This window comes from Persicobacter diffluens (assembly GCF_036244895.1).
GTDB lineage: Bacteria > Bacteroidota > Bacteroidia > Cytophagales > Cyclobacteriaceae > Persicobacter > Persicobacter diffluens.
Window position 1 is genome coordinate 164,926 of sequence record NZ_BQKE01000006.1, and the last position, 22,946, is coordinate 187,871.

Sequence of the window (22,946 nt, forward strand, 5' to 3'; positions counted from 1 at the left end):
ATGACGCAAAAAAGTAATGAAGCTCCCAAATTCAATTTTGGGAGCCTTAACCTTGAACCTGCTACAATTCAGGACCTTGGATTTCTCTCTAGAGTTAAGGGAATTCCCGAAGATACGCTGGATGTATTTCTTCCTTTCATCCTTAAGGATTTAAGGGTAACCTATTGGAACATTGCTTTTCCAATTCGGGCACCCGAGAAAGAGGAATACACTGGAGTAATTCTCAACAACATCAATTATCATGAAATTGCCGAGGGGTCTGATGTATTCAGGAGCTTATGGATTGCAGACCCTTTTAATTGCAGATTTTTTGCACAAAAAATCTATATATCAAATTCTGTGATTGAAGTGTTGAGTTTCTTTGATCAATATAAATTTAAGTTTGATTTTAAGCAATCTGTATTTGTCTCGATCCCCGAAAAATTTCATGAGTTGCATTTTCAATCCCTAAAAAATTATTACCCAAATGCCGCATTTGTAAGTTTATTCGGGAAATGCTTAGAAGGCAAATTGAACGACCTTCGTTTGGCATGTTGGGTTGCAAACAAATCACTCGACATGAATACGGTAGAAGAGGAGTTAATTTTAAATTATAACGATAAGGAGATTATTTTTAATCCTGCTAATTTATTATCTTTCAATAGTTTCCGTAAAGCTTCCGGTCTCAAAAATGTCATCAAAGTGATTAAGCCTAAATCCGACTCATTCAATGATGATTTAAACCTACATGAAAATGAACCAACAAAAAAGAAATCTCACTATTCGACCTACTAAGCGCTATATGATCGTAAGGGTATTTCCGTTGTTGGTGTTCCTTTTCATTTCTTTAGCCGCAGCTTATCTAATTGAAGACCTGATCTTAATCGCCTCCGGAGTATTGATTTTGATGATTGCCTGGCAGGTCATTTACCTTGCTACAGTGAAATATGAAATCACACGTACTCAGATCATTTACTCCAGGGGAATTTTGAGTTATGAAACAGATTACCTGGAGATGTATCGCGTGAAGGACTATATCAAAAAGCAATCTCTAATCGCGAGGATATTGGGGATAATGAATTTCACCCTGATCACCTCCGACAAATCACACCCTGAATTTTCCATGATAGGTATTCAGGATTCAAATATTCCGGATACCGTCCGAAAGCTGGTGGAATTATCCAGAAAAACTAATCGAGTGTTACAAGTAGACTAAAAATTTAACTCTATAATTATGAAAAAATTAGCATTATTTTTCGCAATATCAGCCCTATTATTTTCTTGTGGGGGTAATGGTCAGGATCCTACACCTGAAGGAAATAATGATGAATATATAACTGCATTCTCTTTGATGGTTGACGGAGACCCTTCCAAGGAGTTTAATGAGAATATGGAAATAGAAGTAATATCAGGGGCATATAATTACGTATCCACTGAAAACACTATATCAACACCATATATTAACAGAGCAGCACCATTTACAATTCCTTTTCAAGATTTTAAGGAAATAATTCTTTCCTCTTCTAAACTTAAAGAATGGAAGTTTAAAATTAGAATACCAAAATCAACCGAGGTTCAAACAGAACAAAATCTTAGACTTAGTTATTTTTGCGGGAGTGAAATAACCTCAGATATAATAATTAATGAAGAAATAATTATTTCTCCAGATGAACTACCCTGGTCCAAGACAATAACTTTCTAAGAAAAAAAGCCTGTCTCGATTTGAGACAGGCTTTTTTATAGTGCGCCGTGCTTAGCGATTAACTAATCGGTGTAAGTCCGTAGTGGGGGTTAATAGTGCTAACCTCCTAGCAGAAGAAGAGGGTGTTTACCGTGAGGTATAATCTGAAGGAAGCCGTATGCAAATCTCTGGTCTGAGAGAGACTAACGTCATGAAGGCGATATTGTTTGGATAAGTTTTCTATACAAAACAAAGTCCGAAACTACTCGGAAAGCAATGTTGTAAATGGTGCAGGGAGAATTTCCTTTCACCAGCCATCTATACTATTGCCCATATTTTAGCTCATAAATCAATTGTTTAGCAATTTCAGCTCGATTATCTACAATCGGCTTATTCGGATTTTTATGATAGCCTTTTTTTACTAGTGCATATTTACGAGAAAGCTTCCTCATTATTACCAAATGTTCCTGGAGTTCCTCCTGTATCGTAAACATCTCACTGGAGTAATCTGCCCGGTCTAGCATGGCATCTTTAACAAATTCTTGCTGCTCCCAAATCCTATCCCACTCATTAGCTATAATTAAAAGGTTTGATTCCTCCATTTCATTTTCAACCAAATCTAAAAATGCAACCTTGTATTCTCCCAATAACTCTTCATATCGAGGTTTAAAATATAACTCATATTCCGGATGGATAGCCCTGTTTGCAAAATCAATCTCAATCAATTTCAAATGCTCATCTGCCCATATATAATTAGTCCTTTCCGCATCTTTTTGTTCCTTTACTGCTGCTTCCTGTGCCCAAAAATATGGATGTAGTCTTTTATCACCCTCATTGAAATATGGACGATAACCTTTAAAAATAAACCACTGTTTTTCGAACCAATTAATATCACCCCATCGATCATAAACCTCCCAATATCTTTGTTGTTGCCGTATCTTTTTCGCATCACGTACCGGAGTAATAGTTTGAGCCGAAGTGCTAAAGAATAAAATCGCAAAAATCATTGTCATAATAAATCTCATAAGATCAAATTTTAATTGTTGTACCAATCTTGAATTACTTCTTGTGCTATCCTCTTTCTATGATCCTCTATGGGTTTAGGGTTATCTCTACCTGCCTTTAACTTAAAGGCTAAGTCTGCTCTGATCGCTGAGCGATATAAACTATAGCTTACCCCCCTGAGGACCCGAAGTTCTCCAATGATATGAGACATTACCTCATTTCTTTGCTCAGCATCCATCAAATTCAAATCTCCTTGTAAAGCAATTACCCCTGCGATATAGGTGGATAAGGAGTTTATTCGCTTCCCCATCTTAAAATTAACTTCAGTCACAAACTGAATTAACTGACTATTTTTTGATGCTACTTTTATTGCTTTCGATTGATATTCATAAATATCATCGGCAATAGAAAAAGCATATTTTACTTCAGCTATATCTTCAATTACAGAAATAGTCAGTTTTCTGGACTTTTGAATAGCCTGAAGCTTTTGAACATACGACTGATAATCCTTTGAATTTGTCTTTTCTATTAAGGCTGTTGCCCCTGTAGAAGCTGTAAATTCTTCCAATTTCTTTGTCAAATCCCGATGTAGCTCCAATAAAGCGTCTCGCTGCCCTCGATCATACTGAGGCACCTGCGCGATTCCCTTCAGAGAAATCAAAAGAAAAATGATAGTGAGTGCTACTTTCATAATGCTACTGTTTATACTCGTTAATAATTTCCAAAGCAATCACCGCCCTTCTATCTTCAAAGGGCTTATTGGGGCTTTTATTGAACTTATGAGCGTTTTTTGCCCGCCTCATTAATCGTTCTGCTGCAAACAACTCCCCACGTATTTCCTGAAGCTCAGTTAAAACGTGAATAATCACCTTTGCCCGCTCTGCATTATTGAGCATATTCTTTTCTCCTCCCTTCAGTGCGAAGTCATTCAAATACTTGGTCAATTCCACTATCTGCCGGATCACTGCTTTTTCAATATCATAGGCCACTACAAATAATTCCGCTTGCCCTTGCCCGTGATTCATTATTTGAGACTGTACTTGATAGATATCATCAATAATCTGAGTAATACGCACTACATCTTTGGAGTTTCTGATTACAGCTTTTACCGTTGTCTTTGCCTTATCGAAATTGGACTCAATTGATTTGACAATCTCATATTCGGCCAGTTTGGCCGTATTGTTTGTGACCATATTTGACATGGTCTTTTTCTTTGTTTTCAAAAGATTAGTCTGACCAACATAAGCCGCAGTCTTTTGACTTAAAATAGCCACATCAGTTACTGGTGCTTGTGCCCATGACCATGAATGAATCGGTATTAAGAAGATTATTAGTAGTTTAATTATCTTTTCCATTCTGATATCACCTCCTTTGCTATTTGTGGTCTATAATCTTTTATACTTGGTCCTGCTCCGATATAATCCCATAGGGTACCGTATCGAGCGGTTTTCATTCTTCTGGCCACACCATAAGAGACTCCTCTGATCACCCGTAATTCCTGAATGACATACCTAATAAAACTAGCCCTTTCCTTTGCATCCAGTAGATTTTCCTTCCCTTCTTTCAATACAAAGGAATTTACATAGTCCAATAAATCTATGATCCTGCCCGCAGACTTCTGCTCCAGATCAGCAGCGATGAGCATCATTTGAGCATTTCCTTTCGCTATTTTATAAACCTCTGCCTGATACTTATAGATATCAGCCAAAATCTTACTCACTTCAGCTATAGACTTAGAATCCTTCATCACTGATTTCACCGTCCTATGAGTCTCATAGACCACGGTAGTCATCGCTGTAACCGCGGCTAATCGCTCTGATGATTTGCCAGTGTAATCCTTCGTTTCTCCTAAATGGTTATTGGTAAATCCCTGATAGGAAGAAAGTAAAGCATCTGACTTGGTTGAATTTATCATGTATTCTACATCCATGACAAATTCATATACTTGGGCAAAACCATGGATAGGCAGCAGAAATAGAACGAGTAGAAAGTTTTTCATTGTTTTAATTCGTTAATGATTTCCTGAGCGATTTGCTTGCGATTATCTGTCAATTGAAGAGGTTTGGGGTTCTTAAACTTCCTGGCGAAACTTGCACTTTTAACCTTACGGCGTATCCCATACATCATACCTCTGATGTACTTCAATTCCTTGACTACATTCTTTATCAAATTATCCCTTTGCTTATTGTCCAGCATATTTTTAGAGCCTCCTGCGAGTGCTAAAGCGATCTGAGAATTTAACATCGTTATCCGCTCAATCACTTTCTTTTCCAGTACGAGCATCAGTAAAAACAGCTCTGCATCTCCACGAGCATAATCATAGGCTTGTTTTTGGTACTCCGATATTTGAACTGCTATTTCAAAAGCATAAGCCACATCATACAGGTTTTTCACCACTTCCTGAGTTTTGGTTTTGGCATTATAGAGCCTTACCAGAATAGTTTTCATCGTATCAACCTGAGTCTGCATGGCAGTGCCCAAGGCAGCCAATCCTTTTTGAGAATCATTGGAATCATCCATCAAGTTGTTTTGATCATCATCATGAAGCTTTAAAACTGCAGTAACCGCTGCATCGGTTACTGGTTTATCCTGCCCCATCACCACAACAGGAAGCATGATCATCACATAAAAAATTATTACCCTTTTCATGATGCCACAGTATTTTTAAATTTTACTGACTGGACCATTTCAAATACCTCCGCCTGAATCTTCAGCATGTTTTCTTTCAGAATCGCATCCTTATTGCCATTGAAGTTGTAAAAAATGGGCGTAGGCTGATATTGTGATTTTTCTCTGTTGATTGCATCTACATCCATTTCTATTCGACAATTGAAGGAAGAGTGATTCACCGAAAGCTGCTCCTGATCCTTTTTCTCATAAGCCAGCTTAGCCACTATTTCTCCGGTTTTCAGGTCCGCAATCTTGGAGGCCGGAATAGTATTTTCCATGAACTCATTTTGTGAATAAGTAGCCTTATGGCGGTCGATACTCACTCCATTCCTGACTTGCATCGTCTTGCCAAAAAGCTTCTCCAGCCACTCCAAAGTCTGTTTGTTTTTGATGACGGCTGAAATAATATTGGCCGGAACACTCTGAATACTAGCAGCGGTCTGTTTCCCGAACATCTTCTCCAACTGAGAAAGATCCTGAAAGGCCAATAGGACCGCTACCATATTTTCCCGGGCGGTGGCAATCAAAGTGTCTAATTGGTAAATGAAAAAAGTAGCCAGCTCATCCACTACCAAGGAAACTGGAAGATTTCCTTTTTCATTCAATGCCCTGGTCAATCGGTTCATGATCACTGAATAGCAGGCCGAGTTCACATTCATCAAGTCCGGATGATTAGCCAAGACCAATATGGATGGATCATTCGGGTCTGAAATCTTTAGATTAATATCATCCCCCGAAAAAACCCACAAGGTTTCTTTACTCGCCAGTCTGGAGAGGTTAATCTTAAGCGTACCCACCTGACCGTCTAACTGCTGATAAGTCTTATTCCTATGCGCGTCCATAAATGGGCTAATCAGACTATGAATTTCATATTCAGTGCTCAGGGCATTGAAAATTTGCTCATAACTCAAAGTAAAAAAGAGTAAGACGTGTGCCATAGTGGAGTACTTTCCTCCCTCATACCTGCTAAAAAAGTAGATCACAGCCCCTAACAGGTTAATCGCTGATTGATTAAAAAACTGCGATGCTCCCTCTTGCTGAGACTCTGATTTTTGCAAGGCGCTCACTATCGCATCAGCCGCCTCCTGAGCAGCTGGCAATGAATAGATATACTTTGGTGATAAAGGGTTTACCCTTCGGCTCTTCTCCACATCCTTGAAGTTGATCACATGGAACTTATGATTTTTTAGTATCCCTCGTTTTTTATTAAGCAGATAATGATAATAAGTCACCTCTGCTAAACCGGGAAATTTAAAATCATACACCAACATGGAAAATCCTTTGGCTAACAACGTTTTGATGTAATTCAGGATGATGGAAAAAGTCTTTCCGGAACCGGGGTTTCCGATCAAAAAGACGGTTCGGAAAACATCAGTAATATTCATCCAACCCATTCTTCTTTTCCCCTTGTGGAAATAAGACATCCGGTAACTCACAGATCTATTATTGTCCAAAAGATTTTCATTTTGCGGGAAAGTTTCATTCTCTTCATTGAACTGATCCGTGGCCAGCTTATTCTTAATTCGCTTGGAAAGGTTATCCAGTGAGGTATGCAACAACAAGGCACCAATGATACTTTGAACCAAATACACTAGCCAATCATAACGTATTGGATACATAAAAAGCACTAAAGCGCCAAAAAAGACGACCAGTCCCAAAAAGAAGGGAATTCGGATTTGGGTATTGGGATTGATCGTCAGATTCTTTCTCGCTTTGGTTCCTATACTCACTATTCCGATCACGAAGAAAGTCAGGAACTTCGAATAAATCGCATTCTCATAAATCCCGAACCTGCTAATACGCATCAGTAGGTTTCCCGACCATTCCGGAATATATTCCACAGGCAAGAAAAAGACCAGCCATTCCAAAAGAATGGTCACATAGATTACTCCCTGTAACATGGAGTAGAGCTTTTGAAGTTCTTTACTTTCTTCCATTTGAGTAATAATTATGATGATTACATTCCTCTTCCCAGGATTTGGGAAATATCAGTCTTGGCTGTACTCGAAGAAACCTGAGCATTTTGAATAATCGACCGTTCCAGATCCTTGTAGGCACTTTCTACCTTGGTGCTTTGTTGGTTCTTTTGAAATCTTTCAATGCTTGAATCAATGTATAATATCCCTGCTTCAAACCTACTAACAACCTCTTTTTCTAGAAGGTAGGGGGTGCGCTGATCGCTTTGATACTCCTTTTGGTATTGCTGGATTTTTTCCTTTGCCTCGACAGGATTTTGAAAGTCAAATTTGCTCACATACCTTTTGAAAGAATCATCGACTACTGAAAAATTCACCTTACCAAAGGCAGTGTCTACATTTGAAAAATTCACTTCATAACCATCCTTAAGTTCCTGGTCCAATTTCTCAACAATAGCTCGCTTTTCACCCGTGGAATACCCGCTCAAAATAGTTTTCATTTCTAAATCTTTGTGCAGCCTTTGAATCGCATGCAGATCTAATCTTTCTTGCAAGCGAATCATTTCCCTATTTATTGCTTCTGCCGAAATTGAAATTTGATCAACATTAACCCCCTTTTGATGAAGCTGATGGTCTTTAACGGCCTGAATAAAATCATAAGGTCTTTCCGCCTTAGAAGTAATCCCCCAGACTTCCATTGAATTACCCGCATTGAAGTAGTTCCGTCCTACATCAATAAGACCGAGGGCTGAATTTTCAAGCACCTTTTGAGAAATACTTTCTCTTTCAATCCGTTCTATTTCAGTAAAATCCCCTATCTCCTTAATACTTTTGGGGTTAAATCTTTTTTCTTGAGTAGAAATCCTGAAATCGGAATTATCCAAAAAATATTGCACATACCAAAAATTTGGACTATCCTTTGATCTTTCGAGTGTTTCACTCTCTTTTGACAAATTAAAACTACGCATATAATCCTCCAATTTTGTAATAAATTCGAATTTATCATGCACATATAAATCCCTGATTTCCAACCGCCCTTTACTTTCCTGTATCATCACATCAAATTTATCAAAAGAGGTATCAATCCCTTTCAAAATCACTTTATGCCCTGATTTAAGAGCCTCTTGCTGATCGTCTGTTAATTGAACTTTTCCGGTCTTTTGCTGATCTTCCACGGTATCTCTTATCCCTAAATCCTTAAAAAGTCCTTCTATAGCATGATTAATGCGATGGTCTATGATCATATTATCAGCATCGTTAATCACTGATAAGTATTGAAAATCAATTGGTCTGAAACTAGGATACCCTTTTCTGATCCCCTCCCCGTCCATGAAATAATCTTCCGGACTTTGAATATACACTCTCCCAAACTCTGTAAGCCTGGACGCAAACTTATTCGGCTCCAAAGGATTAATCTCGCTGAGAATAGTACCTGTTATTTTGGAGATCGAAGAATGTTGTAACTTCACATCCAGTTTTCCCAGGCTGGAATCAACACCTTTGACCCAAACACCCGAACCTGATAATAAAGCTTTTTTCTGAACTTCTGATAAAGCGACATTACCCACCTTTGTAACCCCCTTTACACGATCATTTGAACCCTTGAAATTAAATACCGGATCTATTCCGAGTTCATTACGAAGCTTTGGTACTACCGGAAATTCCGGATTGAAATAACTCCTGATGGTATCCTCAATCCTTGCAAATATGTTTTTTCGTTCTTCCATTTGATTAGTTTAAAAAGAGTTAAACATGGGTTCCTTTCAGGTAGCTAATTCAATGGTACTTTCAGCCCCACCAATCCCCCAACCCTCCAGGTATCATCATCCCAAAAGACCACCTCATTTTTTTGTCGAAGAAAGAGCACAATGCCCTGTTTGGTAGTATAGGAGAATTCAAAGCCTGCCGTAGCACCGGCAATAAATTGGTGAGTATTAGTCCCTAGGCTTGCCCCGGTTCTGAAGCTCAGCATCATATTCCGACTTCGGAATAACACAGGCTTATAGATTATTCCTCCTTTAAAGCTATTGACAATCTCTCTTCTCTCCCCTACAGTGGGTTCTCCTTCTTCTGTAGTCGGAGGAATAGTGAAAGTGGTCATCCGGTCACGGTGGGCATAGTCAAAGTTCACCTCCCACATGCGGTAATACTTCTGCCCAAACTCCAGGGACATTTCTCCGATCAACATTTCTGGGTGATAAAGTCCTCCGGCCATTGAGAAATAATTATATCCCTGCTGTGCAAAGCAGGGAAAAGACGCGAGCGTCAGCAATATGATGATCCAGCTTCTCATAGTGTGTCTGCATTAAGTACATCTGAATAGTCTACCCGTAGATTTACCGTCCTGCCGGAAATCTGATTCTCTGAAACCTCGATAGAGAACACCTTTTGATTCGGGAAAGTGAACTTCTCGAACACAAATACATTTCGATACTTCTTTTTGAAGCTCTTGGTATTAAAGAGGGCGAACTCCGGGTGCAGCTCAACCTGTTGAAAGTTAGTTGCCTTCTGTATCTTTTTATCTTCGATCTTAAATCGGATCTGATCAATATCGTATTTGATATTGGTCTTGTTGAATAAGGAGACGTCTACGAAGAAGTAGTTCCCGACCGTATAAATGTTATTTAAACGGGCTTCGAATTTATAATCCTGTGCTTTTACAATGTGGTACTTCGGCTTAGTATTCATCACCTTCATACCAATTTGTTCCAGTTCAGGACGAGCAATCTCAACATTAGGGACAATCAGGTCAATTCCTTCATTACGACCGATTAATAGGTTTTTGGTAGCCAATTTGGGTTGAGTAGGAAAAAGAAGGAACTGCGCCATATAGCTCTCACATATAACAGTGACCACTCCCAACTGATCGTTATTTTCTAAATCTTCAGGCAGTGGTTTCAGCTTCAATACATTTGCTGTTGCCATTTCTCCAGCCAAACGGTCGGTGGAAAAATCAACGGTCTGAATGTTTTCCGAAAAGACCAGGTGAGTGGTCACCTCCGGATTAATGTGCACCATGATCAGTTCACTTCCCTGAAGGTCCTTTTCAGGAATCTCCTGCGCCACGGCTATTGTCGACAGAAGATGGATTAATAATATTAGTAATCTTTTCATCTTATTGCTGTTTAGGATCGATGAGGTATACAATAGTGTTGTACTTCAGGCTGGCCTTATTCTTTTTGACCGCCTTTTGAAAGGCTCTGCTGGTAGTTGAGACCGCACTTTGCCCGATTTTATAGAAGAACTGACCGGAGCTTTCCGGGTCACCTGACATGGTCATTCCCTGTGTTGATTGACTTGCCAACTCTTTGGTAAAATCTCTGAATTGTGATTCCGGCACAAAAAGCCCTTCCATCCCATCATTGTCGTACAGGTTCAGTTTTACCGGGATGGGTTTGCCTTCATGCAGCAGGGAAGAGACCTCTATCTTCACTCGTTGAGAGGAAAAACCTTTGACGGTTCCAAAAAGGTATTGGCCTTTTCTGATCAGTGTTTCCCCAGCGTAAACATCCTCTAAAAGGCGAATTCTGACACGGCTATTGGAGGTCACTTTTAGTCCCTCATCCAGTATCGCGCTGATCATATTGTGCTCATTATTGCTGTTGAGCGTATTGAAATGGCCGCTTACCGTACTTTTACTTTTACTAATCGGTACTATGGCCGCTTCTTTAGCTTTCTCCTCTTCAGCCAAGTGCTTTTGAAACTCCTCCTGCTTTCGCTGATCCGGAGTTTTCATCATCGAATCAATTACCGCCAAACGCTTCTTAAACTCCTCAACCTCATCTTCCTGCCTTGGTGCGGGTGACGCCTTTGGTTGTGGTTTAGTTTTTTTAATGAGGGGCGGATTATTGTTTTCCGGTAGCAGGTATTCCTTTCCATTTTGCTGCACAAAAAGATCTATGCCACGCTTTGGTTGTTTGGATTGTAAGGCTTTTTCTACCTTTTCTTGCATGGTTGGTTGATCATCGAGGCTAAACATCAGGCTGTCTAACTCCTGTGAAGTTAGCTCTTGTTTCAGCTTTTCCTTCCCTTTCCGATTCACATCCAGCCCCCTGATTGCAGTGTGGTCCCCTTTCTTTTGGAAGCGGGACTTAAGCGCCTCCATCTTGGTTTCAATCTGCTTTTTGTTGAGATGGGGCTCGGGAATTGTAAAGTCTATCCCCTCAATTACCCTTACTTCTTCTTCCGGCTCTTTCGCCCATGAGACGGTATCTTTCACCAGATAAAAAAAGAAGAATGTGAAAGGATAAAGCAGAGCAGGTATCACATATTTGGGATGTCTCCAGTTAATCTGTCTCATTTTGAATCTCCTTTTCAATTTGTTTCAGTAATAAGGAATCCTCGGTGGTCAGGCTATCTTTTTCCAGTAGTCTGGTTAACTGTGATTCCAGTTTATGCCAGCGGTCGATCTCAGCGAAATCCTGTTGAGTCTGCATCACTTTTTCCTCCAAAGGAGCGAAGTCCGCCCGCACCTTAGGTCGTGTTCGATAATAAATTTCATTCGCAATAAAACTCAATACAAACAGCCCTGCGATTATCAATAGCGTGGCCACTTTATGCTTTTCGGTGTTTCGCTGAAGCCTGTCAAGAAATTCATTAGGCTTCTTATCCTTAGAATATTCGTTTGTTTTCATTGCGCACGGTTTTGTTGAGTAAAGTTTGATACTTGGTGATCATCACCCCGTGCGGATTATTATCCGTCCGGGGACCATCTTCAAGCAGACCAGTGGTTACGATTTGCCGGATAATCACACTTGTTTTCCGCTCTATCCGCTGCGTGCCGTAATAGATAAATTCATGGGAAGACGGATTAATCGTGATGGAGTCCGTTTCGATTGTACAGGTGGAAGAAGTGTTAATTACCTGGCCGTATAAGCCCTTTTCCTTAACATTAGTGTATTCAGCGTACACACTCTCGTCGCCCAGATACATTGCCTTTGCAATGTTTCTTTCAATCGTCTTATCATCCGGAGGAAGTGTCCAAAAAAGCAAATGGAACAGGTTTACGTGCGACTGGTACTCAACCACCCGGTTAGCTTCAACTCCTACCTGTTTGGCCAATATGGGAGTGGCTTCGTCCAGAACATAAATGTTCTTTCGTGTCTTGTCCAGCTGGATATTGGTAAACATCAGAATAAGGATCACAATCAAAATGCAGGAGACAAAGCTCCCACCACTTACCCATATGGCCAGTCTAATCTTATTTTCTATCTTTTGTAAAAACATAACTTTTAGTTTTCTGGTGAAGAAGTCAACTTATTCAATGCTGCTCCGGCTTTAACTGCTCCGGAAGAGCCCGCAGTTAATGCCAAATGCCCAGCTCTAATTACATTCCCTAATGCATTACCCAATCCGGAGGTACTGACAATCCAAGTGGAAACAGTCGGAACAGTAAACATCAATAAGGCACCGATGATAAACGACATTGCCGGCAGTGACATTGAAAAATTCATTTGATGCACATAAGAGATATAATGCTCTTCATTGTCTAAGATTTGTTGCAGAGCCGAGATATTAGATCGGTTCGCATAATCCATCATAAACATTGACATCAATGCAATGGTATAAGCCACAAAAGAGTACAAACTCACTGAAATGTATCGGGCTATCCACTGGATATAACTATCCGAAAAGCCCGGTAATATGGACATCGCAAAAGCATAAGGCCCTAACAAACCTAACATCACCAGGAACACCTGTTGAATGATCAGAATCAAATAAAAAGCAATCTGATAAAACGAATGCGCTAAATCAGTCCCTGCATCCCTGGCTGTTTGTTTAAGCAATGAGACAATTAAAATTCCCGCCCCTGAAATCATCTCACCAATACGGCTCAGGTCCACTCCCAATTTCTCAAAAAAGCCCTTCTCCTCCTTTTCTGAGCCCCCGTTTACTTCAAGAGTCCCCGTCAGAAGTTTCATCGATAATTCCACACTCAAATCCCGGACTAATTTATGGTCAGCCTTAATGGTTTCAATTTTCCTTTCAAATTGAACTTCACCCAAACGACTCAAGCCATTCAAAGGGCCATCCAAAATGATCAAAAAACTTCCCCAGTTTATAATCACCAAACCAATCGCAAAAGGGCGAAGCAGCGGCATAATCTCCCAGTCACGGTCACCCACAATCATTCCATAGCTTTTAACGGCCATAAAAAGCATCGTGAACACTCCGGCCAGATAACGACCATAACGGGCATGTTCCATTAATTCGGTATAACCGAAAATATTCCTGATTTCCCTTATGAATTTCAGGAATTCCAAATCAAATAATTCTGAAAAGCTGAACATATTATTACTGTTTTGATATGACCTGTTTGGCAAAATCCATCGGGCTTAAGCCAGAGGCTTTAAAATCTCTAACCAACGATTTTACGGCATCCTCAAAGCTGCCATGCATCTTCATGTAGAGCTTGATGGCTTCTTTTTCTACCCGCTCGGTTGAGAAAGTAAAATATTCCTCCGCACTTACTTCCACCCCGTAAACCTCTCCTGAAGAGCCTCTTTTAATGTACACTTCCTTGAAAGGCCCCCGGTCTTTGGTGTTATCCAAATTATTGATGGTGAATATCTTATTCTGCTCGGTTTCATTTAGTCCAAGTACATTGGCTATTTCTTCATAGCTATCTTTGAACTTGGACTGATCAAGCAGGCAAAAGATATCTGAATTCCCAATCACACTCTTTTTCAGGGTTGGAGAAGATATAATATCTTCTAATTCCTGCGTCACCAATACCGCCTCTCCGTACATCTTCCGGCAGGTTTTGTACAGATATTGAATATAACCCACCATCATCGGGCTGGCTATAGCCTTCCAGGCTTCTTCAATGATCAGGGCTTTGGGACCCTTCTTCTTTCTCATTTTTTGGAGAGAGATATCCATAATGATTAAGGTAAGGATAGGAAAAAGCACCGGATGATCTTTGACATTATCGATCTCAAAAACAATGAACTGCTCATCAAAAAGAGAAGAATCCATCGTGTTGTTTAGGAGGAAATCATATTGCCCTCCTTTATAGAAGGTTTTGAGGATATATAGATATTCATGCAAATCAAAATCGACCTGATTCTCTTCTTTGATCTGCTTAATTCGATCGCGGGAAAACTCATAAAAAGTGTTGAAGCACAGCTGATCAATGGTCTTTTCTTCAAAGTATGCCGTAAAATAGTCCCTTAGGGTTTCGGTTAAAATGGAATCCTCCAATTTCTTTAATGTTCCATCCGCCCCTTTCCAGAGAATACCGACCAAACTCACTAAACTCTGAAGCTTTTCTTCTTCTTTTAGATCCTCAGGAGTGATCAAAAAAGGGTTAACCGTGATCGGATTGTCTTCAGAATAAGTAATATAACGGCCTTTATAATAATCGCACAGGCCACTGTAACTGTGCCCCACATCAATCAACATGATATCCATCCCGTATTTATAGAACTGCCGTAGAAGGGCGTTCATAAAAAAGGATTTTCCTGATCCTGATGGTCCCAAAACAAACTTATTCCGGTTCGTGGTACGGCCAGAGGAACGCGGGTATTCATTGGTATCACAAACTACAGGTACTCCCTGACGGTCGGCAAAATAAATTTTGAAGTCAGTTGGGTCGTCCTGTGGCAATCTTTCCTTTGCCATTAAGCAGACCGCAGCATTGGCCGTAGTCAGAAAGCGGTCGTAATGCTTCAGGCTTCCGGCATTGCCGGAGATGTTCGCTTTAAATAGCTCAAACTGGTTATAAGCCGTTTCCGAAGCCTTAACCCCGATGTCTTTTAATTTACTGTCAATATGATTCAAAACGCCCTCCAGTTTAGCCTTGTGCGTTTTCACCAGAATTGAAAAATGGCTGTTAACCAGCGTTAAATTAGAGTTTTCCAACTCCTTTTGAAGCGCCTCAATATCCTGAACAGCATAATCATTAGCAGGGTCAGGAATGCCAATATGCTTTCTCTTCTTTGCCTCTAGCTTGGCTTTCGTCTTACTCCTGTTGACTACCTCAATAATTTGATTGTAGATAATAAGTTCATAATCAGGTACGGAATACAACAAGGACATCAAGTCTACCGGAAAGTCCCTTTCGTTGATGTTTTGGATTCTACAGGCCGAAAGCTGCGCGGGAAGATCAACATTGTCCGTATCGATCAGGCTTCTAACAGCAACTCTTCTGTCTTTGGCCAAGCCTATCCATTTCTCGGTAGCATGAAAATTTTCGATGCTTAAAACGGCTCTGTCAAAAGAAAAAGAAACTTCTCGTAAAACGGTTTGTCTAATCGAATCAGAGAGATAAAGATCTGGTTTAAATCCCGACGCCTTCAACTCCGAATAAACCTTTTGGATCGTCGCTTTGAAATCCTCAAAATTCTTCGGATCGAAACTATACAGTGCACTACGATTTACCTGGTGAGTAATCGTGAGTATAGTCTTGATTTCTGTATACCAGCGGCCTTCGAAATGATTGTGATAGCATTCCGAAAGGAAATCACTCTGAGGCTCCGCCTTATATTGCTTACGAATGAGGATATCCTGCTTTTGGAGAATATCCCCTTCCTTCAGGTTACCAATGATTTTGAGCATGGCAGAATGAAACAGCTCATAGGATTCCGCTGAGGCACAATATTGTTCCACCGTATTGGTGATTTCAAACATCGCTGAAAAATCGCCCTCATCTTGGTAAAAGATCGAATAGCCTTCAAATTGATCCATCCCGATGATGGGCAATTCAAAAGCCTGTTTCTTTAGTTTTGTCATAAGATTTAAGTCTTAAGCTCCGCGGGAGCATGATATGATAGTTCTTATCCTCAGGCTTGGTATGCAGTCCTTTTCGCTGCTTATAAGCAGTATACCCTATCCCTCCGCCCGTCAAAACAATGACCGTAAAGATTCCCGCCATCATACTAAAAGCCCCAACGGCCATTCCAATTACAAAGCCGCCTATTAGTGAGCCTCCAAACCAATAAATGTAGCGTCCCTTAGCAAACTTGAAAACAAGGGGCCGTTGCAGCCCCCTGAAAACCGGATGTCGCTTAAACATCGATTTATATGGAGAAAAAAGCCTTAATCACAGTCCCCACCAAGACCAGGAATAAACAAGAGCCAACCCAACCGGTGACAGCCTTGTTTACATCCTGATCTCCATTGTTCCACTTGTTGTACACCCGGATTCCTCCGATGAATCCTACCACCCCACCAATGGCAAGAATCAGATTTCCAAGTGGTTCAATGTAGGTCAGCAACTCCGTGGTAGCAGCATCGATACCTACAGAGCCCTGAGCAAAAGCAGAGACATTTGCCAACATCGTCAGCATTAAAACGATAAAAGCGGTACCACATTTACGCACTTTGTTTCCAATAGCCCCGAAAATTTGGGCAAAAGATTTCATGACAGTTTTCATAAGAAAATTGTTTTGTTGTGAATAATATGAATGAAAATGTATTCCTCTGAGTGAGGTAGATTAATTTACTTGCCCTAATCCTCGCTAACTTGCCACTTCGAAGACATTCTTTTTATTAAGCTCCTTCATGAACTCATCAGACCGGGCATAATATTCCTCCAGTTCAATGCCTTCATCGTGGATTTTTTTAAAGATCACCTCTTGATCCTCTTCATGCTTTGCTTGGGTTTCCTTCGGTTTAAAGTCTTCCATCTTCACCTGTTCAGGCGGAGCGCTATCCTCAGCGACCAACGCCCCCATGTCAAAGGTTAATCCAGAGGCATCACTATCTAAACTTTGTCGGCGATTTTTCAAGTATTCCATGAATATCACCACCCCAAAATAAATCCCAAAAATTCCGTTCACCAATAAAAAGAAATTACTCCAACTCATAATCGTTATCGTTTAATTGTTAGTGAGTTATTTGTTTTGATTAATCCAAAGTTGAGAAGAATTTTTGAGAACAGGCTGGAACTTTATACCTATTTTTTTGGGACTTTATACCTATTTTTTTACGCAACTTTTTGGCAAAATACGCATAAAATCAGCCTAAAATTAACGTATAAGCACATATTGATATGTTTTTATTTCTATGCGTAAGTTTTTACTAATTTTTTATTGAAGACTAACTTGACTTTTTCATTTGAAAAATTGGGGTTTCCTTTTGCGTTAATTGGTAGGCTTAGGTATTGAAAACATGCAAATCGTGTATCCTCTACGTTTATTGAACTTATTGTGCTAAAATATAAGCTCCTAAATAAGTAGTGAAGAGGACTGAAGGGGGAGAAAAATCAATTTTGGAAAGGAACACAAAACTCATGATCAAAATAAATATTTAATCTTTGGTAAAATTGCACATTTACAATGTAAACCAACCTCCATACAAGCCATTCAAAGGGCTATAAAATCGCCCTAGAAGTACCTAAAGCACTGATTTACATCTAATAACGGTATGAGTAAATTGTCATAATAATTATATTATTCGTATATTAAAGTAAGGAAAGAAACCGGTTCCCCATTCTGATCAAATTGATTTTCAGTCTTTAAAAATCAGCAAATATGAAACCTTACGAAAAGATTACAGATCAAATCATTGATTTGTTGGAGCAGGGCGTATGTCCTTGGAAACACTTCCTAAACTCTCCTTACGTTTTGCAAGCCCCTCAGAATTTCACCTCCAAGAAGGCTTATCAGGGATTCAATAATATGTGGCTTGGATTCTTCCAGAGCTTCAAAGGGTATGAGTCTAACGAATGGGTGACTTTTAAACAGGCTAAAGCGTTTAACGGATCGATCAAAAAAGGATCTAAAGGGGTTCCGGTTATTTACTATGACTGTGTTTTTGTAGATGAAAAAGGTAACAAAACAGACCAGGAAGTTGCAGTTGGAAAAATCCCTTTTATTAAAGTTTACACCGTCTTTAACATGACGCAAACCGAAGGAATTCCATTTAGTAAAATTGAACTGGAAGCCAAAGAAAACAATCCTATTGAATCAGCGGAAGTCATTGTGAATAATATGCCAAATGCCCCTGAAATCAATTTTGGAGGCGCCAGAGCATTTTATAGACCTTCTACTGATGCTGTACATATTCCAAAAATAGAGCACTGTAAAGGACCTGAACAGTATTATGCAACTCTTTTTCACGAACTGGTACATAGCACAGGCCATGAGTCCAGGCTAAACAGAAAAGAGGTGACCGGAGCCGTAAACTTTGGTAGTCAGGTTTACAGCAAAGAGGAATTAACCGCGGAGCTTGGAGCTGCTTTCCTTTGCGATCAGGCGGGTATTTCTGAACATGTCATTGAAAACCAAGCCGCTTATCTAAAAGGATGGCTAAAGGCGCTTAAAAACGATAAAAAGATGATTTTTGAAGCCTCAGCTAAAGCAGGTAAGGCAGCTCAATATATTATCGGGGATAATCTTTTTTGACAGGGGGAGCCCGCTCCCCCTCCCTTTCTCCTTCCATATTTTCCTACTCAAAATTTTACTGATATGTGTTTCAATGCGAATCAACAAAACATACAATTCGCCTACATTGGTGATGGTTTCAAAGCGCTTACTGGTATTTACAGAAAGTATGTGGCTCTAAATGATAAAAACAAAGTACTTGCATTAAAGGGGAAATCACAGCCCTTTACTCCCCGTGGTGGTATTTCTGAAATCCGCGAGTTTTTAAAAACCGCCCAGCCCGACGACTATCACTTTATAAACTATCAATTTTCCTGTAAGTATAGTCTCTTCTCACTCCAATTATAGGACAGAAGGTCGGTGCTATGGCGGCGGCCATACAGCAAAATCAACCAGCGCAAGCGCTGGTACAATCTCTCCAACCCTCAAATCTTACACTAATGATCAATTCAATTTCACTTATACCCCAAATGCTCGAAGTACTGGATTTTCGAATCATCCTTACTCCTACCATCAGGCAAAAATGTCAATCACTCAACCGGTATGACCAGCTGATCAAATACTATAAAGACCCTTATACAGGAACCATCATCGGGCTATTTGATGAATTCAAATTGCCTTTTATCAGCCCTGTAGATCCAGAGAGCGATTGTGCTTCCCTCCCTTATGTCATTGAAGGAAATATTTTTATCGAATTGTAATTATGAAAAATCTTGAAGTATATTTTATAGATCTGTTTTGCGGAGCTGGTGGAACAAGTTCAGGCGCACACTTAGCAGGAGCTAAAGTTTTAGCTTGTGTAAATCATAATGCTAATGCCATTAAAAGTCACACTTTAAATCATCCTGAAGCTGTGCATTTCACTGAGGATATCCGTGATTTCCGAGTAGTGGAAAAAATCAAATTATTAGTTGACCAAAAAAGGAGGGTAGAGCCGGAATGTATTATCATCCTTTGGGCCAGTTTGGAATGTACCAATTTTTCTAATGCCAAAGGCGGAATGCCTCGCGACGCTGATTCAAGAACCTTAGCTGAACATATGTACATGTACATAGAATCGCTTAATCCTGACATGTTTATGATTGAAAATGTCCGTGAGTTTATGGCTTGGGGACCACTAGACGAAAATGGTAAACCCGAGAAGCGAAAAAATGGAAGGGATTTTATCCGATGGAAAGAACAAATCGAAAACTACGGTTATAAATCTGATTACCGAATATTAAATTCGGCCGATTATGGTGCTTTTCAGGTTCGAAAAAGGCTTTTCATGCAATTTGTGAAAAGCGATTTTTCTATCAATTGGCCAACCCCAACCCATAGAGATCCAAATTTAAAAACCAGCGCACCCCTTTTTAATACTCCTGATTTGAAGCCATGGAATTCGGTAAGGGAGGTTTTGCGATTAGAGAAAAAAGGAAATTCCATTTTCAATCGAAAAAAACCGTTAGCCGAGAAAACACTGTCTCGAATCCTGATGGGACTGGAAAAATTTGTCGCTAATGGAGATGGTCAATACCTGACAGGATATTATGGACAAGGAAGAGCCCACAGCATCAATCAACCTTGTCCGACTATCACTACCAAGGATCGATATGCAGCCATTTCTGTAGAGTCCAATTTCTTTTTGGATGAACAGTATGGCAATAGTACTCCAAAATCCATCCATCGGCCAGCAAGCTGTATTACCACAGTTCCCAAGCTGAATCTTGTGGAAACAGAATTCTTACTGAACCCGCAGTACAATGACAAAGGACGCTCTTTGGACAGGCCTGCTTTTACACTCATTGCCAGCATGCACAAGTCTCCTCCTTATTTGGTATCCATAGAACAGGCCAAACAAGCGATAAGCATTGAAAAAGACGATTCTCCTGTGATGATGAAGATTAAAGAATTCATGATCACATATAATATCCGAGACATCAAAATGAGAATGTTGCTGATCTCAGAATTGAAGCAAATACAAGGATTTCCAAAAAACTATCAATTAGTCGGCACTCAGGGAGATCAAAAAAAGTTCATCGGAAATGCAGTTGAGGTCAATCAGGCTAAGGCGCTGATTAAAACGGTTCTTTCCGGAATTCAGGAATATCACAACCGAAGAATAGCTGCTTAATCAATTAGCCCTACTTCCAAGAAAGTAGGGCATTCACTCAAATGCTCAACCCTTTTTTTTCAAACAATGGGGTGGTCCAAATAAAAAAGTTCCTGAACGATCATTGGATGGAAAATCCTGTACAGAAATACCTGTCATTTTTAAACAACTAAATTATGAATACTCAAATGCAATTTACCCCGGCTCCGATCGACTCCGGAATAAGTCATGTTTTTGATAATGAATTTGTCAGATACCGCCTATTCATGAATTGGGCTGATTACTGCAAATCTCAGGGAATGAACTATGTCAATGCCCAGCAGATCGCAGATGAAATAAAAATGAAAATCGTTGACAACCTTATTTCCCTAATTGACCTAGGGGAAACCGGACGGCCGATAGCTGAAAAAATGTTCAATAATATCCTCTACAACTCAAGATAAATCCCCGAAAAATCCGGACTGTAACTAAACGAACAAATTATCATAATTCTTAAACTGAAAAGTCATGCCCGCACTGAATCCTTCACCAAACCAACAAAAGAAAAACTCAAATCCAATAGTTAGATCTCTATTGAGTAAATATTTTGAACCTACAATAGCTATTGCCTCAGCCGCTCTTTTTATTTATGTAATCTACAAATTCCTTAATGCTATGTCCCTGCAATACTCTCAGATTGAACTGGAGGCCAACAAGGAGATTATTGAAAACCTGCCAAAAATTGAGCCTATGGGACACATCAGTGGTTTTGCAATTGTTCTGCTATTGGCAATCCCTATCCTGGCATTTCTTTTCTGGAATCGATATGGTAGGGGACATATGCGGGTAGTATTCCTATTATTCCTTCTACCATATGGTATTGGATTAATTCTGATTGTCGCCTACATTATATACATAGAGAAGAAATATCGCAGAAGTGAACGAATTTTAGATAATTGGGCTTACGGAAAGGGAAAAAAGGGAGTCTAAAAAACTCCCCCTTCGCTTAAATTTTGACGAATTCACCGGGTTTACGGTGAATTAGAACTAATATATCCAAAGTTTCAAAATCAGATTTTATGAATACAAAAAACAGCAGCGCCCCCTTTATTATTAAATTATTACAATTAAAATTGTAAATTTTATCATTTATCGATACATTGTCGACATAATCACCTTGGATATGTCTCTATAAAAACCGATTAGCCGGAGGGCCTTATGAAAAATTAATTAAACCTACAATTAATTTTCTATGATTTTTTTTAACAATGAAAACCCACATAAAGTAAGACGGAAAATTTTAGAGATTGCATCTAACCATAATGTCGAAAGTCTATTCAAGCGATGCCATAAAAAATGCATCAAAAAGGCCACTACTGTTCATTTTTCGAGAAAATGGGATGGGTATGATTTCGTAGGAATTTCAAAAAAAATGAGTGGCGGAGCCACCGCCATATTATTTGTTAAGATTCCTACGACCTATGGGAAAAATTATTACATGTCTACTGAAGTAACATCACAACAGACTTCCTTCACCTGTGGGCATGTTATTGATAGGGTTACAACTAGATCAGAAAGACAAATAACGAAAATGATTGATATTGCTAAATTCCTCAATGATTGTGAAAATTCTACAGATATTACAATCGATGGAAATTCTTTCGAAGCAAATTTTATACGATTGACCAAGTATGGTGTTTTACTTGGTGACCGAGTTAATGGAAATCAAGGAATTTGTTCTAGTCGAGATATAATTCCCATTTTCAAAACATTTATTTCTGAAAAGATGCTCTTGCCTTTTCAGAAAGAAAAGATTGCTAAGTGGTTCAACCAACTACCTAAGGATGAAATTCTATGGGCAGAGGAAAACATTTTCATAAACTGGGAAAATAAACTGTACTAATCGTCATTGTCTCCAAAGGGATAAAGATTAATGTACTAACCGGAATGTATTGGGCCTTCGTATTACGATAAATCATATTCATCCTATTTTCTTCAATTAAAGGAAGATAATACTAACTTTACTCCAAATTCTATCTAAAAATCAATTTTCGGGAGCCCCTTCAGTAAATGTTGGGGTATTTTTTGATCTTATCCAGGTCTTTTTCAAGTGGGATATATCTAATTGCTTAACATGAAGGGGATTATTTTCCTGGCTTGAAAAAGCTAGAACAAGGCTAAATTATTTTTAGGGTATTGAAGTAGTTTTTTTATTGAGCTGAAAATGAAAAATAGGTATTTTCTATTACAATATGGATAAAAATAAAGCCCGGCTATTCAGACCGGGCTCTCAAAAT

26 protein-coding genes are annotated in these 22,946 nt (G+C 39.4%); 10 read left to right on the forward strand and 16 right to left on the reverse strand.

Features of this window, described 5'->3' with window-relative positions; all coding sequences use genetic code 11:
- Genes AAA970_RS25495 through AAA970_RS25505 form a run of 3 tightly spaced genes read left to right on the forward strand, consistent with a single transcriptional unit; the run spans position 1 to position 1,681 of the window.
- Complete coding sequence (locus AAA970_RS25495) at positions 1-774, forward strand: hypothetical protein (protein WP_338239751.1); 774 nt, start codon at positions 1-3, stop codon at positions 772-774.
- Positions 734-1,195: a PH domain-containing protein gene (locus tag AAA970_RS25500; protein WP_338239752.1), complete on the forward strand. Its 462-nt coding sequence runs from the start codon at positions 734-736 to the stop codon at positions 1,193-1,195. The genes AAA970_RS25495 and AAA970_RS25500 overlap by 41 nt, the downstream gene beginning before the upstream one ends.
- Before the next feature lie 18 nt (positions 1,196-1,213).
- Positions 1,214-1,681: a hypothetical protein gene (locus tag AAA970_RS25505; protein ID WP_338239753.1), complete on the forward strand. Its 468-nt coding sequence runs from the start codon at positions 1,214-1,216 to the stop codon at positions 1,679-1,681.
- A 302-nt stretch (positions 1,682-1,983) separates the two neighbouring features.
- On the opposite strand, the gene AAA970_RS25510 is transcribed toward AAA970_RS25505, so the two are convergent.
- The 16 genes from AAA970_RS25510 to AAA970_RS25585 all read right to left on the reverse strand — a co-directional run bounded on the left by AAA970_RS25510 (position 1,984) and on the right by AAA970_RS25585 (position 17,060).
- The gene (locus AAA970_RS25510) at positions 1,984-2,685 is read right to left on the reverse strand and encodes a hypothetical protein (protein ID WP_338239754.1); all 702 of its coding nucleotides are present in this window, start codon (positions 2,683-2,685) and stop codon (positions 1,984-1,986) included.
- An 11-nt stretch (positions 2,686-2,696) separates the two neighbouring features.
- Positions 2,697-3,356: a hypothetical protein gene (locus AAA970_RS25515; RefSeq protein WP_338239756.1), complete on the reverse strand. Its 660-nt coding sequence runs from the start codon at positions 3,354-3,356 to the stop codon at positions 2,697-2,699.
- A 4-nt stretch (positions 3,357-3,360) separates the two neighbouring features.
- The gene (locus AAA970_RS25520; protein WP_338239757.1) at positions 3,361-4,020 is read right to left on the reverse strand and encodes a hypothetical protein; all 660 of its coding nucleotides are present in this window, start codon (positions 4,018-4,020) and stop codon (positions 3,361-3,363) included.
- Entirely contained in the window at positions 4,008-4,664 is a 657-nt protein-coding gene (locus AAA970_RS25525; RefSeq protein WP_338239758.1) for a hypothetical protein, read from the reverse strand. The genes AAA970_RS25520 and AAA970_RS25525 overlap by 13 nt, the downstream gene beginning before the upstream one ends.
- Positions 4,661-5,314 (reverse strand): hypothetical protein, encoded by a 654-nt coding sequence (locus AAA970_RS25530; protein WP_338239759.1) that lies wholly within the window; start codon positions 5,312-5,314, stop codon positions 4,661-4,663. Before AAA970_RS25530 ends, AAA970_RS25525 begins: the two co-directional genes overlap by 4 nt.
- Positions 5,311-7,272, reverse strand: a complete 1,962-nt coding sequence (locus tag AAA970_RS25535) for a type IV secretory system conjugative DNA transfer family protein (RefSeq protein WP_338239761.1) — start codon at positions 7,270-7,272, stop codon at positions 5,311-5,313. Before AAA970_RS25535 ends, AAA970_RS25530 begins: the two co-directional genes overlap by 4 nt.
- Positions 7,273-7,292: 20 nt before the next feature.
- Entirely contained in the window at positions 7,293-8,978 is a 1,686-nt protein-coding gene (locus AAA970_RS25540) for a DUF3945 domain-containing protein (RefSeq protein WP_338239762.1), read from the reverse strand.
- Between the two features lie 44 nt (positions 8,979-9,022).
- Entirely contained in the window at positions 9,023-9,544 is a 522-nt protein-coding gene (locus AAA970_RS25545; RefSeq protein ID WP_338239763.1) for a hypothetical protein, read from the reverse strand.
- The gene (gene traN, locus AAA970_RS25550; RefSeq protein ID WP_338239583.1) at positions 9,541-10,365 is read right to left on the reverse strand and encodes a conjugative transposon protein TraN; all 825 of its coding nucleotides are present in this window, start codon (positions 10,363-10,365) and stop codon (positions 9,541-9,543) included. Before traN ends, AAA970_RS25545 begins: the two co-directional genes overlap by 4 nt.
- Position 10,366: 1 nt before the next feature.
- Entirely contained in the window at positions 10,367-11,551 is a 1,185-nt protein-coding gene (gene traM / locus AAA970_RS25555; RefSeq protein ID WP_338239764.1) for a conjugative transposon protein TraM, read from the reverse strand.
- Complete coding sequence (locus AAA970_RS25560; protein ID WP_338239586.1) at positions 11,538-11,885, reverse strand: hypothetical protein; 348 nt, start codon at positions 11,883-11,885, stop codon at positions 11,538-11,540. Before AAA970_RS25560 ends, traM begins: the two co-directional genes overlap by 14 nt.
- Positions 11,863-12,477, reverse strand: coding sequence for a conjugative transposon protein TraK (gene traK / locus AAA970_RS25565; RefSeq protein ID WP_338239765.1), 615 nt, complete (start codon positions 12,475-12,477; stop codon positions 11,863-11,865). The genes AAA970_RS25560 and traK overlap by 23 nt, the downstream gene beginning before the upstream one ends.
- A gap of 5 nt (positions 12,478-12,482) precedes the next feature.
- Entirely contained in the window at positions 12,483-13,541 is a 1,059-nt protein-coding gene (locus tag AAA970_RS25570; RefSeq protein WP_338239766.1) for a TraJ family protein, read from the reverse strand.
- Between the two features lie 4 nt (positions 13,542-13,545).
- Positions 13,546-15,984 (reverse strand): TraG family conjugative transposon ATPase, encoded by a 2,439-nt coding sequence (locus AAA970_RS25575; RefSeq protein ID WP_338239592.1) that lies wholly within the window; start codon positions 15,982-15,984, stop codon positions 13,546-13,548.
- Positions 15,985-16,271: 287 nt separating this feature from the next.
- Positions 16,272-16,628 carry a DUF4134 domain-containing protein gene (locus AAA970_RS25580; protein ID WP_338239593.1) on the reverse strand — a complete coding sequence of 119 codons (357 nt, stop codon included), beginning with the start codon at positions 16,626-16,628 and terminating at the stop codon, positions 16,272-16,274.
- Positions 16,629-16,712: 84 nt separating this feature from the next.
- Positions 16,713-17,060, reverse strand: a complete 348-nt coding sequence (locus tag AAA970_RS25585; RefSeq protein ID WP_338239594.1) for a hypothetical protein — start codon at positions 17,058-17,060, stop codon at positions 16,713-16,715.
- Positions 17,061-17,726: 666 nt separating this feature from the next.
- On the opposite strand from AAA970_RS25585, the gene AAA970_RS25590 reads away from it, so the two are divergent.
- From AAA970_RS25590 to AAA970_RS25620, 7 genes are all read left to right on the forward strand, one after another.
- Positions 17,727-18,599 (forward strand): ArdC family protein, encoded by an 873-nt coding sequence (locus tag AAA970_RS25590; protein ID WP_338239768.1) that lies wholly within the window; start codon positions 17,727-17,729, stop codon positions 18,597-18,599.
- A 63-nt stretch (positions 18,600-18,662) separates the two neighbouring features.
- A complete protein-coding gene (locus tag AAA970_RS25595; RefSeq protein WP_338239596.1) occupies positions 18,663-18,926 on the forward strand; it encodes a hypothetical protein in 264 nt (87 codons plus the stop codon).
- 92 nt (positions 18,927-19,018) lie between these two features.
- A complete protein-coding gene (locus AAA970_RS25600) occupies positions 19,019-19,279 on the forward strand; it encodes a hypothetical protein (RefSeq protein WP_338239597.1) in 261 nt (86 codons plus the stop codon).
- Positions 19,280-19,281: 2 nt separating this feature from the next.
- Entirely contained in the window at positions 19,282-20,691 is a 1,410-nt protein-coding gene (locus AAA970_RS25605; RefSeq protein WP_338239769.1) for a DNA cytosine methyltransferase, read from the forward strand.
- A 155-nt stretch (positions 20,692-20,846) separates the two neighbouring features.
- Positions 20,847-21,113 (forward strand): hypothetical protein, encoded by a 267-nt coding sequence (locus tag AAA970_RS25610; RefSeq protein WP_338239770.1) that lies wholly within the window; start codon positions 20,847-20,849, stop codon positions 21,111-21,113.
- A gap of 211 nt (positions 21,114-21,324) precedes the next feature.
- A complete protein-coding gene (locus AAA970_RS25615) occupies positions 21,325-21,639 on the forward strand; it encodes a hypothetical protein (RefSeq protein ID WP_338239771.1) in 315 nt (104 codons plus the stop codon).
- A gap of 262 nt (positions 21,640-21,901) precedes the next feature.
- The gene (locus AAA970_RS25620) at positions 21,902-22,552 is read left to right on the forward strand and encodes a hypothetical protein (RefSeq protein ID WP_338239772.1); all 651 of its coding nucleotides are present in this window, start codon (positions 21,902-21,904) and stop codon (positions 22,550-22,552) included.
- The last annotated feature ends 394 nt before the right edge of the window (positions 22,553-22,946 follow it).